This is a genomic window from Kitasatospora sp. NPDC058492, assembly GCF_042720685.1.
GTDB lineage: Bacteria > Actinomycetota > Actinomycetes > Streptomycetales > Streptomycetaceae > Kitasatospora.
The window spans coordinates 1-13,277 of record NZ_JBHXMU010000082.1; the positions used below are offsets into that span (position 1 = coordinate 1).

At 73.3% G+C, this 13,277-nt stretch carries 10 protein-coding genes; 6 read left to right on the forward strand and 4 right to left on the reverse strand.

The window, feature by feature from the left end; all coding sequences use genetic code 11:
• The 3 genes from trpD to ACFWPI_RS35220 all read right to left on the reverse strand — a co-directional run.
• Positions 1 to 1,041 (reverse strand): anthranilate phosphoribosyltransferase (trpD, locus tag ACFWPI_RS35210; RefSeq protein WP_380425270.1); only part of this gene is annotated, 1,041 nt, incomplete at its 3' end.
• A 40-nt stretch (positions 1,042 to 1,081) separates the two neighbouring features.
• Positions 1,082 to 1,657, reverse strand: coding sequence for an aminodeoxychorismate/anthranilate synthase component II (locus ACFWPI_RS35215; protein ID WP_063349726.1), 576 nt, complete (start codon positions 1,655 to 1,657; stop codon positions 1,082 to 1,084).
• Positions 1,654 to 3,153 carry an anthranilate synthase component I family protein gene (locus ACFWPI_RS35220; protein WP_380377929.1) on the reverse strand — a complete coding sequence of 500 codons (1,500 nt, stop codon included), beginning with the start codon at positions 3,151 to 3,153 and terminating at the stop codon, positions 1,654 to 1,656. The genes ACFWPI_RS35215 and ACFWPI_RS35220 overlap by 4 nt, the downstream gene beginning before the upstream one ends.
• Before the next feature lie 195 nt (positions 3,154 to 3,348).
• On the opposite strand from ACFWPI_RS35220, the gene ACFWPI_RS35225 reads away from it, so the two are divergent.
• Together ACFWPI_RS35225 and ACFWPI_RS35230 are read left to right on the forward strand one after the other, a co-directional pair.
• Positions 3,349 to 4,692 carry a class II 3-deoxy-7-phosphoheptulonate synthase gene (locus ACFWPI_RS35225; RefSeq protein ID WP_063351485.1) on the forward strand — a complete coding sequence of 448 codons (1,344 nt, stop codon included), beginning with the start codon at positions 3,349 to 3,351 and terminating at the stop codon, positions 4,690 to 4,692.
• A 270-nt stretch (positions 4,693 to 4,962) separates the two neighbouring features.
• Positions 4,963 to 8,052, forward strand: a complete 3,090-nt coding sequence (locus ACFWPI_RS35230) for a BTAD domain-containing putative transcriptional regulator (RefSeq protein ID WP_380377928.1) — start codon at positions 4,963 to 4,965, stop codon at positions 8,050 to 8,052.
• Here the strand turns inward: ACFWPI_RS35230 and ACFWPI_RS35235 are convergent.
• The gene (locus tag ACFWPI_RS35235; RefSeq protein WP_063349729.1) at positions 8,049 to 8,387 is read right to left on the reverse strand and encodes a hydroxyisourate hydrolase; all 339 of its coding nucleotides are present in this window, start codon (positions 8,385 to 8,387) and stop codon (positions 8,049 to 8,051) included. The genes ACFWPI_RS35230 and ACFWPI_RS35235 overlap by 4 nt on opposite strands.
• Positions 8,388 to 8,688: 301 nt before the next feature.
• On the opposite strand from ACFWPI_RS35235, the gene ACFWPI_RS35240 reads away from it, so the two are divergent.
• From ACFWPI_RS35240 to ACFWPI_RS35255, 4 genes are all read left to right on the forward strand, one after another.
• Positions 8,689 to 9,882, forward strand: a complete 1,194-nt coding sequence (locus tag ACFWPI_RS35240; RefSeq protein WP_380377925.1) for a LeuA family protein — start codon at positions 8,689 to 8,691, stop codon at positions 9,880 to 9,882.
• Positions 9,882 to 11,282 (forward strand): 3-isopropylmalate dehydratase large subunit, encoded by a 1,401-nt coding sequence (leuC, locus tag ACFWPI_RS35245; protein WP_380377923.1) that lies wholly within the window; start codon positions 9,882 to 9,884, stop codon positions 11,280 to 11,282. Before ACFWPI_RS35240 ends, leuC begins: the two co-directional genes overlap by 1 nt.
• Before the next feature lie 82 nt (positions 11,283 to 11,364).
• Entirely contained in the window at positions 11,365 to 12,003 is a 639-nt protein-coding gene (leuD, locus tag ACFWPI_RS35250; RefSeq protein ID WP_063349732.1) for a 3-isopropylmalate dehydratase small subunit, read from the forward strand.
• A gap of 119 nt (positions 12,004 to 12,122) precedes the next feature.
• Positions 12,123 to 13,160, forward strand: coding sequence for an isocitrate/isopropylmalate dehydrogenase family protein (locus ACFWPI_RS35255; RefSeq protein ID WP_063349733.1), 1,038 nt, complete (start codon positions 12,123 to 12,125; stop codon positions 13,158 to 13,160).
• Positions 13,161 to 13,277: the final 117 nt, after the last annotated feature.

Below are 13,277 nucleotides of genomic sequence, written 5' to 3' on the forward strand. Positions count from 1 at the left end.
CGGCGGCCCGCTCTCGGCCCAGCGCTTCAGCAGGGCGGCCGCCGCGCCCGAGTCGACCGCCTCGGCGGCCCGGGGCAGCGCGGCCGCCAGCCGCTCGACGACCGGCTGTTCGGAGGGCGTCAGCGCCGCCAGGCCGGCTGCCGCGGACAGCAGGACGGCGTCGCGGACGGGGCCCTGCTCGCCGTCCAGGACGGCGTGGACCACGCCCGCGTTGTGGGCGGCGTCGCCGCCGCGCAGCGCGTCCGGGGCCGCCGTGGCGATCCCGAGCTCGCGCGGGTCGAGCCGCTCCTGCACGAACCGGCCGGTGGTCGCCGTCCAGACCGTCGAGGTGGTGGAGACGGACAGTTCGTCGAGGCCGTCGTCGCCCCGGAAGACCAGCGCGTCCACGCCCTGGCGGGCGAACACGGCGGCGATCAGCGGGCCCAGCCGGGGATCGGCGACGCCGACCGCCATGGCCGTGGGCGAGGCCGGGTTGGTCAGCGGGCCCAGCGCGTTGAACGCCGTCGGCACGCCCAACTCCTTGCGGGCGACGGCCGCGTGGCGAAACGCCGGGTGGAAGGCGGGGGCGAAGCAGAAGCCGATCCCGACCTCGCGCACCGAGCGGGCCACCTCCTCGGCCGAGAGCTCCAGCGCGATGCCGAGCCGCTCCAGCACGTCCGCCGAGCCGGAGGCGGAGGAGGCCGAGCGGTTGCCGTGCTTGACCACCCGGGCCCCGGCGGCGGCCGCCACGATCGCGGCCATGGTGGACACGTTCACGGTCTTCGCGCCGTCCCCGCCGGTGCCGACGATGTCCAGCGTCGGCCCCGGCACGTCGACCCGCACCGTGTGCTCGCGCGCGGCCCGGACCAGCCCGTCGACCTCCTCGGCGGTCTCGCCCTTGGCCCGCAGCGCCACCAGGAACCCGGCCAGCTGCGCCGGCGCCGCCTCGCCGCGCATCACCCGGTCCATCGCCCAGGCGGTGTCGGCGGCGCTCAGGTCCGTCCCGCCGATCAGCGCCGCGAGCAGCTGCGGCCAGCTGCGCGATTCACCATTCCCTGTCACTGGTCACCTATTCCGCTCGTCGATTCCGATGTGCGTGCGGTCAGCGCCCGGCGCCGACCGCGAGGAAGTTCTCCAGCAGCTGCATGCCGCCGGTGGTGGTGATGCTCTCGGGGTGGAACTGCACCGACTCGATGGGCAGGCTGCGGTGCCGCATGCCCATGACGTAGCCGTCGTCGTCGGCGGTCGCGGTGAGTTCCAGGTCCTCGGGCAGCGGCTGGGTGACGATCAGGGAGTGGTACCTGGTCGCGGTGAGGCTGTTGCCGAGGCCGGCGAACAGGCCGCGCCCGTCGTGCGTCACGGTGCTGGTGCGTCCGTGCATCAGCCGGTCGGCGACCTGGACCCGCCCGCCGAACGCCAGGCCGATCGCCTGGTGGCCCAGGCACACGCCGAGCAGCGGGACCTTCCCGGCGAAGTGGTGGACGAGCTCGACGTGGCCGGAGGCCGCCGGGTGCCCGGGGCCGGGGCCGAGCACGACCGCGTCGGGCGCGGTCGCGGCCAGCTGTTCGGGGGTGCGGGTGTGCGAGCGGACCACCTCGGTGTCCGCGCCGAGCGCCCGCAGGTACTGGTCGATGATGTGGACGAAGCTGTCCCGCGCGTCCACCAGCAGAACCTTCACGCCGTCAACTCCTCACCCGTCAGGGCCCAGTAGGCGGCGCCCAGCTTCGCCAACGTCTCGTTCCACTCGCCCTCGGGGGTCGAGTCGGCGACGATCCCCGCGGAACTCTGCACGGAGTACACCGCGCCGTCGTGCGCGATCGTGCGGATGCACAGCGCCAGTTCGCTCCAGCCGCCGACGTCGATCAGGCCGACGGCGCCGGCGTAGGCCCCGCGCGGCTCCCGCTCGATCTCGTGGATGATCTCCATGGCGCGCAGCTTGGGCGCGCCGGTCATGGTGCCGGCCGGGAAGGTCGCGCACAGCGACCGCCACACGTCGGCGTCCTCCTCCAGTTCGGCGCTGACCGTGGACACCAGGTGGAAGACGTGCGAGAAGGTCTCCACCACCATCAGGTCGTCGGCCGTCAGGGTGTGCGGCTTGCAGACCCGGCTGATGTCGTTGCGGGAGAGGTCGACGAGCATGACGTGCTCGGCCTGCTCCTTGGTGCTCGCCAGCAGGGCCTTGATCCGCCGCTCGTTCTCCTCCTCGTCCTGGTCGCGACGGGTGGTGCCGGCGATCGGGCGCATCACGATCCGGCCGTCCTCGATCCGGAACAGCAGCTCGGGGCTGGCGCCGATCAGCGTGCCCTCGCCGTTCGGGAGCAGGTACATGTGCGGGGAGGGGTTGCGCGAGCGCAGCCGCCGGTAGACCTCGACCGGCGTCAGCGCGGTGCGGACGTCGATCCGGTGGCCGACCTGGATCTGGTAGATGTCGCCGACCCCGATGTGCTCCAGGCAGCGCCGGACCCAGCCGTGGAAGGTGTCGCGGTCCACGCTGTCGTGCACGGACTGAGGGCGGGCGGCCGGCGGGCACGCGGCCTGCGGCTCCTGCCCGGCCGCCTCCCGGGCCGCGCCCGCGAGGTCGTGCCGGCCGTGCTCGCCGAAGGCCGGGCTGTCGGCCGTCCGCAGGACCGGCGCGCCGTCGGTGCCGTAGTGCACGCTGTCGCGGAACAGCGTCAGCACGGCGTCCGGGCGGGCCGGCGGCAGCGTCCGGGCCGGCAGGTCCTCCATGTGCCAGGCCGCGTCGTAGCCGAACCGGGCCAGGAAGCCGAAGTGGAAGCGGTCGCCGGGCAGGCCCGGCTCCAGGCCGAACAGGCCCTGTGCGCGCCGCAGGAACTCCCAGACGCGGGCCGGGTCGGGGGCTTCCAGCCGCCGGGGGGCGTCGGCGGCGGGGGTGAGGCCCGCCGCCTCGGCGGTCGCCCGCAGCACCGGGGCGAGCTCCGCGATCCCGTCGATCTCCAGGTACGAGCCGTACAGCCGGATCTCGGCGAGCGGGCCGCAGCCGAGTACCGCGGGCCCGCCCTGCCGGCCGGACTCGGTCAGGCTCTCCAGCAGGTACACCTGCTCCGCGCCGAGCCGGTCGCCCAGCCGCGTGTACAGCTCCAGCGGGTCGTGCGGCGGCAGCGGCGCGGTGCCGAGCCGGACGGCGAACGGAGGGTGCGATGGCGCGTCTGGCATCGGAATCCTCATCGTGAATGGCCGGCTGGGTACGGCCGGTGAACGAATGGCCCCCAGTCAATCCGTTCGTCCCGGAAGGCGGTCAGACCAGTTCTCCGGTGTGGGAGCAGGCCAATTCGCGGACGCTTGACCTTCTTTCCGCGGCCGGGCTGCAATGAGCGGGCCAGCGATTTCCGTTCCCATCCGAGGGCCGTGATGAATCGAATTCCGCAGACCGGAGCACCTGCCGCCTGGCGTTCCCTGCCGGCGGCCCAGCAACCGCAGTGGCCGGACCAGGCGGCGCTGCGCGAGGTGGTCGCCGACCTGTCGGCCGCCCCGCCCCTGGTCCTCGCCGAGGAGTGCGACCGGCTGACCGACCGGATGGCCGCCGTCGCCGCCGGCGAGGCCTTCGTCCTCCAGGGCGGCGACTGCGCCGAGACCTTCGGCGGCCTCACCGCGGACGCGGTCACCGCCAAGCTGCGCACCCTGCTGCAGATGGCGGTGGTGCTGACCTACGCGAGCGGCGTCCCGGTCGTGAAGATCGGCCGGCTGGCCGGGCAGTACGCCAAGCCCCGTTCCCAGCCGGACGAGACCCGCGACGGCCTCAGCCTGCCCTCCTACCGGGGCGACGCGGTCAACGGCCCGGAGTTCACCGAGGCGGCCCGCCGCCCGGACCCGGCGCGGCTGCGGCGGATGTACGAGGCGTCGGCGGTCACCCTCAACCTGGTCCGCGGCTTCGCGGCCGGCGGCAGCGCCTCCCTCTACCAGGCCCACCAGTGGAACCGCGGCTTCCTGGAGGACTCCGCCGAGGCCCGCCGCTACGAGGAACTGGCCGACGGCGTGGACCGCGCCCTGCGCTTCCTGCAAGCCTGCGGCTGCGACCCGGCCGGGCTGCTGGAGGCCGAGTTCTTCGCCAGCCACGAGGGACTGCTGCTGGACTACGAGCAGCCCCTCACCCGCACCGACCCGCGCACCGGGGCGCACTACGCCACCAGCGGGCACCTGCTCTGGGTCGGCGAGCGGACCAGGGGCCTGGACGACGCGCACATCGCCTACTTCGCCGGGATCCACAACCCGATCGCCGTCAAGCTCGGCCCCACGACCACCGCGGACGAGGTCCTCGGCTACGTCGACCGCCTCGACCCCGACCGCCGGCCCGGCCGGCTGACCTTCGTGGTGCGGATGGGCGCGGGCCGGGTGCGCGAACTGCTGCCGCCGCTGGTGGAGAAGGTCACGGCGGAGGGCGCCCGGGTCGCCTGGATCTGCGACCCGATGCACGGCAACACCGTCCAGACCGACGACGGCCGCAAGACCCGCCGCTTCGACGACATCCTGGGCGAGGTCGCCGGCTTCTTCGAGGTGCACCGGGAGCTGGGCACGCACGCCGGCGGCATCCACGTCGAGCTCACCGGCGACGACGTCACGGAGTGCCTCGGCGGCGGCGACCAGGTCCGCGCCGAGGACCTGCACCAGCGCTACGAGACGGCCTGCGACCCGCGGCTGAACCACCGCCAGTCCCTCGACCTCGCCTTCCGGGTCGCGGAACTGATGAAGGCCTGAAACCGCCCCGGGCGACGGTTGGCCGGATCGGTGCGCGCCGATCCGGCCAACCGGCATTTCCGTGCCGATTTTTCGTGGGTCACCCGGGGGTGCGGGCGCCGATCGCAACCCGTCAGGCGGCGTCTTTTGGGGAGAACTGAATAGCGTTGACCCATTGACCGGGCCGTCCTTAGAGTGCCTTGCGATCCTGCGCCTATTCCTCTGGGGGGAGTGGAAACGGTGGGGCACAGACCTGGTTCCGGCATACGCCACGACGGCAGTTCCTCACCCGTGCCCCGGGTCGAGTACCGCATTCTCGGCCCGCTCGAAGCGCTCGTCGACGCCAGGCCGCTGAACCTCGGCGGGATCCGGCAGCAGACGGTGCTCGCCGCGCTGCTCCTCGACGTCAACCGGGTGGTCAGCGTGGACCGCCTGGTCCGCGCCCTCTACGAGGAGGCCCCGCCGGCCACCGCCCGCGCGCAGTTGCAGATCAGCGTCTCCGCCCTGCGCCGGCTGTTCGCCGCGCACGGCCTCTCCGACGTCATCACCACCCACCCGCAGGGCTACATGGTGAAGGCGGCGGACGACCAGCTCGACCTGCTCCAGGCCCGCGACCGGGTCGGGAAGGCGCGGGCGCTGCGCGACCAGAAGGCGGAGGCCCACGACCGCACGGCGGAGGACCGCGACCGCAGGGCGGAGGCCCAGGACCGCAAGGCGGAGGCCGCCGCCCTCTTCCGGCAGGCGCTCGGACTGTGGCGCGGCGACCCCCTCGGCGGCCTGCCCAGCGAGTCGATCCGCTCCGCCGCCGGCCAGCTCACCGAGCAGTGGGTCGGCGCCACCGAGGAGTGCATCCAGCTCGAACTCGCGCTCGGCCGGCACGGCGCGGCCGTCGGCGAACTCCTGGGCCTGGTCGACGAGTTCCCGTTACGGGAGCGGCTGCGCGGCCAGCTGATGCTGGCGCTCTACCGCTCCGGGCGCCAGACCGAGGCGCTCCAGGTCTACCGCGACACCCGCCAGTGGATGATCGACGAACTCGGCGTCGAACCCGACCCCCGGCTGCAGCGGCTCGAACTCTCCATCCTCGCCGGCGACCCCCGGCTCGACCTGCCCGACAGCCGTCCGGCCGCCGCCCACGGAGCCCCGGCCGCCGAGCCCGCCGCCGCGCCGCCCGTGGCGCCCGCCGCCCCCGCCGCCGTCCCGGAGATGCTCCCCGCCGACCTCGCCGACTTCACCGGCCGCGAGCACCTGCTCGCCGGCCTGCGCGAACGGCTGCTGCTCTCCTCCCACGACCAGTCCCGGCTGGCCGTCCCGATCGTCTCCGTCGTCGGCAAGGCCGGGGTCGGCAAGACCGCCGTGGCCGTCCACGCGGCCCACCAGATCGCCGCCGAGTTCCCCGGCGGGCAGCTCTTCGCCGACCTGCACGCCGGGGCCCCCGACACCGTCGGCCCGGCCCAGGTGCTGGAGCGCTTCCTGCGCGCCCTCGGCGTCAACGGCACCGCCATCCCCGACGGGCTGGAGGAGCGGGCCGAGATGTACCGGGCCCTGCTCGCCGAGCGCCGGGTGCTGATCGTCCTCGACAACGTCGCCACCGAGAGCCAGATCACCCCGCTGCTGCCGGGCAAGCCCACCTCGGCCGTGATCGTCACCAGCCGGCGGCACATCGGCAGCCTCGCCGGAGCCGTCCGGGTGGACGTCGACACCTTCGACCCCGAGCAGTCCGCGGAACTGCTCGGCCGGATCGCCGGCCCCGCGCGGGTGGCGGCCGAACCGGAGGCGGCGAAGGCGCTCGCCGAACTCTGCGACCACCTGCCGCTGGCGCTGCGCATCGCCGGCGCCCGGCTCGCCGCCCGGCCGCACTGGGAGATCACCGAACTGGTGGAGCGGCTGGAGGACGGGACCCGCCGGCTCGACGAGCTCAAGTACGCCGACGTCGGCATCAGGGCCGGCCTCTCGCTCACCTACGAGAGCGTCAGCGAGGACGCCCGCCGGCTGCTGCGGCGGATCGCCCTGATCGACGAGGGGCCGTTCTCCACCTGGGTCGGCATGGCGCTGCTCGACCTCCCCGAGTACCAGGTCCAGGACCTGATCGACGAACTCTCCGACGCCCAACTGCTGGACGCCGTCGGCACCGCGCCCGGCCGCCACACCCAGTACCGGCTGCACAACCTGATCCGGGTCTTCGCGCGCGAACGCCTCGTCGACGAGGAGAGCGTCGAGGAGCGGGAGGCCGCACTGGCCCGGGTGATCGGCTGCTTCCTCTACCTGCTGATCGAGGCGAGGCAGCGCGAGTACGGCCGCGACGTGCTGATCCGCGGCCGCGGCACCGCCCTGCACCCGCTGCCCGCCCGGACGGTGGACCGGCTGCTGGCCGAGCCGCTGCGGTGGTTCGCCCGGGAGCGGCCCATGCTCGTGCCCCGGGTCAGGCAGGCGGCCATGATGGGCCTCACCGCGCACTGCTGGGAACTCGCCGTCACCGCCGTGACGTTCCTGGAGACCCACGGCCGGCTCGACGACTGGCGCGACACCCACGAACTCGCCCTCGCGGCCGCCCGCAAGGGCGGCGACCGGCTCGGCCAGGCCGCCGCACTGCACTCCCTCGGCTCGCTCGCGCTGACCCGGCAGAACTTCGCCGCCGCCGAGGAGCGCTTCCGCCAGGCCGCCGGGATCTTCACCGACCTCGGCGACGACCTCGGCTCCGCCCTCACCGCCCGCGGCCTCGGCTACCTCGCCCGGGTGGACGGCCGGATCGACGAGGCGACCGCCCACTACCAGGCCGCCCTCACCGTCCTGCGGGCGAGCGGCGGCTCCGTCGCCGTCGCCTACGTGCTGCACAACCTGGCCCAGCTCAAACTGGGCGAGGGCGACGAGGAGGGCGCCGGAGAGCTCCTCGACGAGGCGCTGCGGCTCAGCCGGGAGGGCCGCGGCCGGCGGGTCGAGGCCCAGGTGCTGCACCGGATGGGCCAGAGCCACCTGGAACGCGGCGGCTACGACCGGGCCCTGGAGGCCTTCTCCCGCGCCCTCGACGTCGTCCGGCTGATCGGCGACCACACCGGCGAGATCTACGCCCTGCACGGCATCGGCGCGGCCCGCCACCGGCTCGGCGAGAGCGGCGAGGCCGCCCACGCCCTGCACCGCGCCCTGCTCCTCGCGGAGGGCTCCAACGAACGGCTGATCATGGGCCGGATCCTCGTCACCCTCGGCGAGTTGGCGCTCGGCACCGGGGAGGCCGACCTGGCGGTCCAGCACCTGCGGCGGGCCCGGCTGGTGTTCCGCCTGATGCGGACCCCCGCCGAGGAGGCCCGCACCCTCGACCTGCTGCGCTCCGCCCGGCTGGCCGCCGGTGACCCGGAGCCCCCCGCGGGCCCGGGTCCACCGTCCTAGTCGGCGATGAAGGCCACCGCGTAGTGGTTCAGCGAGAGGGTGAGGCTCACCCGGTGCCCCGACTCGCCGTCGGAGACCCGGAAGGTGGCCGCCACCTCGGGGTGCACGGTGAACAGGCCGAGCCCGCTGAAGTACCGGTCGACGTCGAACACCAGCCGGTAGAGGCCGCGTCCGCCGTCCGTCCCGCCCCACTCCTCGATCCGGCCGCTCGCGTCCGTTCTCCGCTCGACCACCGGCACCCACTCGTTGTCGACCAGCGACTCCAGTCTCGCGTCGAGGCCGGCGGCGGTGCGCCCGTGGACGCTGTCCAGCGCCTCGACGATGACCCTCGCCATCAGCCCACCCGCCCCGGGCGCGGTAACCGGGCCGGCGGACGTTCCTCGGACGGGATATCTCGCATGAAAACCACTCCTTGCCTCAGTACACGATGCATCGGGAAAAGGGCGCGTCAAGCCTATTGTCAGGGGTCCCGCTATCGGCCCGCCATCGAATGATTATTTGTTCGAAAAGTCTTGACGGACAGTGATTCCGGACCAGTAAAGTCACCGCTGCCAGCCACAATCCTCCGCCGCCGCACACCGCGACCTCCCGTCCGGTCGCCCGTCCGGCGGCGTTCCCGAAAGAGGCGGAAAATCCATGTCTCCGAAATCCGTCCCCACCGCACGGCGGCTCCGGGTATTCGACTCGACACTGCGCGACGGCGAACAGGCCCCGGGCAACGCGATGAACCCCGACCAGAAACTGGAGCTGGCCCTCGCCATCGAGGCCACCGGCGTCGACACCATCGAGGCCGGCTTCCCCAGCTCCTCACCGCGTGACTTCGAGGCGACCAGACTGATCGCGGGCGCGCTCACCACCGCCAAGGTGGCGACCCTCAACCGGGCCGTCCGCGCGGACATCGAGCTGGCCGCCCAGGCCGGCGGCGTCGAGCGCCACCAGGTCCAGATCATGGCCACCGGCAGCGACGTCCACCTGGAGCACAAGCGCGGCCTCACCCGGGCCGAGGGCCTGCACGAGATCATCGACAGCATCCGGTTCGCCCGCGAGCTGGGCTTCACCGACATCACGCTCGGCATCGAGGACGCCAGCCGGGGCAGCGACGACCTGCTGCGCCCGATGATCGAGGCCGGCATCGAGGAGGGCGCCAGCACGGTGGCGCTCGCCGACACCACCGGCTGCCTGATCCCGTCCGAGTTCGGCGCCCAGGTGGCGCGGGTCCGCTCCTGGATCCCGGACCACATCATCCTGTCCACCCACTGCCACCAGGACCTCGGGCTCTCCCTCGCCAACGCCCTGGCCGGCGTCGAGGCCGGCGCGGACGAGGTGCAGGCCACCATCGCCGGCATCGGCGAGCGTGCGGGCAACACCCCGCTGGAGGAGCTGGCCGCGGTGCTGCTCTACAAGGGCGAGCAGCTCGGCCTGACCAGCCGGCTGCGCACCGAGAAGTTCTACGAGGCCTACCAGCTGCTGGCCCGGATCATCGGAATGTCGACGCCGCGCAACAAGGCGATATTCGGGGAGAACGCCTTCGCCACCCAGGCCGGAATCCACCAGGCCGGAATGCTGCGCAATCCGGTGACCTACGAATACGTCGAGCCGCACAGCTTCGGCCGCGAGCGCGGAATTCTCATCGGCCGGCACTCCGGGCGCAATGTGGTCCGCAACCTGTTCGACCAGATGGGAATCGGCGCCGAGCACGACCTGCTCGACGAGATCTACGAGACCTACATCGCGGGCCGCGCCGACGGCACCTGCATCGAACTGGGCGAGCTGCGCGAGATCATCGCCGAGCGCCTGGAGCGCACCAGCGAGATGGCGGTGGCCAGCTGATGGGCGGCACCGAGCGCAACCTGATCGAGAAGGTCTGGCAGAGCCACGTCGTCGACCAGGCACCGGGCGAGCCCGACCTGCTCTACATCGACCTGCACCTGCTCCACGAGGCGAGTTCCCCGCAGGCCTTCGACGGCCTCCAGCTGGCCGGCCGCCGGGTCCGCCGGCCCGACCTCGCGCTCGCCCTCGAAGACCACAACGTGCCCACCAACACGCTGCTGGTCAAGGACGCGATGGGCAGCGCCCAGCTGGAGCGCCTGCGCGAGAACTGCGAGGAGCAGGGGATCGAGCTGTTCTCGCTCGGCGACGACCGGCAGGGCATCGTGCACGTGGTGGCGCCCGAACTGGGCTTCGTGCGCCCCGGCATGACCGTGGTGTGCGGCGACAGCCACACCTCCACGCACGGCGCCTTCGGGGCGCTCGCCTTCGGCGTCGGCACCAGCGACGTCGAGCACGTGCTCGCCACCCAGACGCTGGCGCTCCAGCGCCCCCGGACGATGTCCGTCGAGTTCGTCGGCGAGCCGCCGGCCGACGTCACGCCGAAGGACCTGATCCTCGCGCTGATCGCGCACATCGGCGCCAACGGCGCCAACGGCTACGCGATCGAGTACCGCGGCAAGGCCGTCGAGAACCTCTCCATGGAGGGGCGGATGACGGTCTGCAACATGAGCATCGAGGCGGGCGCCCGCGCCGGCCTGATCGCCCCCGACGACACCACGCTCGCCTACCTGCGCGAGCGCTGGGACCCGGCCGCCGAGGCCGACTGGGACGAGGCCGTCGGCTACTGGCAGTCCCTGCGCACCGACGAGGGCGCCGCCTTCGACCGCGTCGTCGAACTGGACGTCACCGGGCTCAAGCCCTTCGTCACCTGGGGCACCAACCCCGGCCAGGCCGTCCCGCTGGACGCCGCGGTGCCGGCGCCCGAGACCTTCGCGACCCCCGCCGAGCAGCAGGCCGCGCGCCGCGCCCTGGAGTACATGGGCCTCGAACCGGACGTCGCCCTGCGGGACGTCGAGATCAACACGGTCTTCCTCGGCTCCTGCACCAACGGCCGGATCGAGGACCTGCGGGCCGCCGCCGACGTGCTGCGCGGCCGCAAGGTCTCCGACCGGATCACCATGCTCGTCGTCCCCGGCTCGATGGCCGTCCGGGCCCAGGCCGAGGAGGAGGGCCTGGACCAGGTCTTCCTCGACGCGGGCGCGCAGTGGCGGCTCTCCGGCTGCTCGATGTGCATGGGCATCAACGCCGACCGCCTCCAGGGCATCCAGCGGGTCGCCTCCACCTCCAACCGCAACTACGAGGGCCGGCAGGGCACCCACGCCCGCACCCACCTGGTCTCGCCCGTCGTCGCCGCCGCCACCGCCGTGGTCGGCCGCCTGGCCGCGCCGACCGAGCTGTGACCGCGCCCGCCGGGCACACCCGCCCGACCCGTCCGACCCGTTCCACCGACCGCAGCCGGACCGACCAGCAGGGGGCAGAGGCATGAGGCAGCCGCTCACGGCGCACACCGGACAGGCCGTGGCCCTGTCCCGGGACGACGTCGACACCGACCAGATCATCCCGGCCGAGTTCTGCAAGCGGCTGACCAAGACCGGCTACGCCGACACCCTGTTCGGGCACTGGCGCAAGGAGCCCGGGTTCGTCCTGAACCAGCCGGAGCACCAGGACGCGAGCGTCCTGGTGGCGGGCCACAACTTCGGCACCGGCAGCTCCCGCGAGCACGCCGTGTGGGCCCTGCGCGACTGGGGCTTCCGGGCCGTCATCGCCACCAGCTTCGGCGACATCTTCCTGCGCAACGCGCTGAAGAACGGCCTGCTGGCCGTCGCCCTGCCGGTGCCCGTCGTCGCCGACCTCGCCGAACGCGCCCAGGCCGACCCGAAGTTCGAGATCACCGTCGACCTGGAGCAGCTGACCGTCGGCACCGACCTCGGGACCTGGGAGTTCGAGGCCGACCAGCGCGCCCGCTGGCTGCTGCTCAACGGCCTCGACGACATCGACGTCACCCTGCGCAAGGCCGACGCGATCGCCGCCTTCGAGCAGGGCCGCCCGGCCTGGATGACCAGCATCACCCGCGGCGCCTTCTCCTCCCCGGACACCGCGAAGCAGCGCCGGGCCTCCTGACGACCGCGCCCCCCGGCGCAGCTCCCAGGGCCGCGCGGCGGTGACCCTGCCCGACGCCCCCGGCCAGGCCGACCCGACCCACAACCGGCCGGCCCCACCCCAGAAACGGTGAGAGACCCATGACCAAGACAGTGACCGTCATCCCCGGTGACGGCATCGGCCCCGAGGTGACCAAGGAGGCCCTGGAGACCATCGAGTCGCTGGGCCTGGACCTCGCGGTCGACGTGCTCGACCACGTCAACGCCGACACCTACCTGCGGACCGGGGTCTCCCTGTCCGACGAGGACTTCGAGCGGATCAAGGCGAGCGACTCGGTGCTCTTCGGCGCCATCGGCGACCCCCGGGTGAAGACCTCGGACTACGGCCGCGGCGTCCTGCTGCGCCTGCGCTTCGACCTCGACCTGTACGTCAACCACCGCCCGGCCACCCTGCTCCAGGAGCGGCTGAGCCCGCTGCGCGACGCCCGGACCCGCGCCATCGACGCCGTGATCGTCCGGGAGAACACCGAGGGCCTCTACACCGACATCGGCGGAGTGCTGCGCGGGAACACCGTGCACGAGATGGCCGTCGACGCGGACGTCAGCACCTACATGGGCGTCTCGCGGGTGATGGAGTACGCGTACTCGATCGCCGAGCGCGGCGTCTGCATGGTCGACAAGTCCAACGCCGTCCGGCACGGCGGCCAGGTGTGGCAGCGGGTGTTCCGCGAGGCCGCCGCGAAGCACCCCGCCATCGACTCCACCCACCTCTACGTCGACGCCGCCGCGATGAAGCTGATCTCCGACCCGTCGCAGTTCGACGTGATCGTCACCAACAACTCGTACGGCGACATCCTCAGCGACCTGGCGGCCATGCTGGCCGGCGGCCTGGGCAACGCGGCCTCGGCCAACATCAACCCGGACACCGGGTTCGGCCTCTACGAGCCGGTGCACGGCAGCGCGCCCGACATCGCCGGCCAGGGCATCGGCAACCCCTTCGGCGCCATCCTCAGCTCCGCGCTGATGCTGGAGCGCCTGGGCTGGGCCGCCGAGGCGAAGGCGATCCAGCTGGCCGTCGGCACGGCCGTGGCCGAGGGCGCCTGCACGCCGGACCTCGGCGGCACCCTCACCACCGAGCAGGTCGGCGCCGCGGTCAGGGCGGCCCTCGCCGCGGCCTGACGGCATGGGCCCCCCCCCCCCCCCCCCCCCCCCCCCCGGGGGCCCCCCCCCCCCCCCCCGGCGGGGGGCGGGCTGCCCGCGACGCCCCCGCGGGGGGGGGGGGGGAGGGGGACCCCC

Bases quoted from the DNA above. Each gene is read 5' to 3' on its own strand.
- ACFWPI_RS35220 (WP_380377929.1), bottom strand. From the start codon at position 3,153: ATGCCAGACGCGCCATCGCACCCTCCGTTCGCCGTCCGGCTCGGCACC.
- ACFWPI_RS35225 (WP_063351485.1), top strand. From the start codon at position 3,349: ATGAATCGAATTCCGCAGACCGGAGCACCTGCCGCCTGGCGTTCCCTG.
- ACFWPI_RS35235 (WP_063349729.1), bottom strand. From the start codon at position 8,387: ATGGCGAGGGTCATCGTCGAGGCGCTGGACAGCGTCCACGGGCGCACC.
- ACFWPI_RS35240 (WP_380377925.1), top strand. From the start codon at position 8,689: ATGTCTCCGAAATCCGTCCCCACCGCACGGCGGCTCCGGGTATTCGAC.
- leuC (WP_380377923.1), top strand. From the start codon at position 9,882: ATGGGCGGCACCGAGCGCAACCTGATCGAGAAGGTCTGGCAGAGCCAC.
- leuD (WP_063349732.1), top strand. From the start codon at position 11,365: ATGAGGCAGCCGCTCACGGCGCACACCGGACAGGCCGTGGCCCTGTCC.
- ACFWPI_RS35255 (WP_063349733.1), top strand. From the start codon at position 12,123: ATGACCAAGACAGTGACCGTCATCCCCGGTGACGGCATCGGCCCCGAG.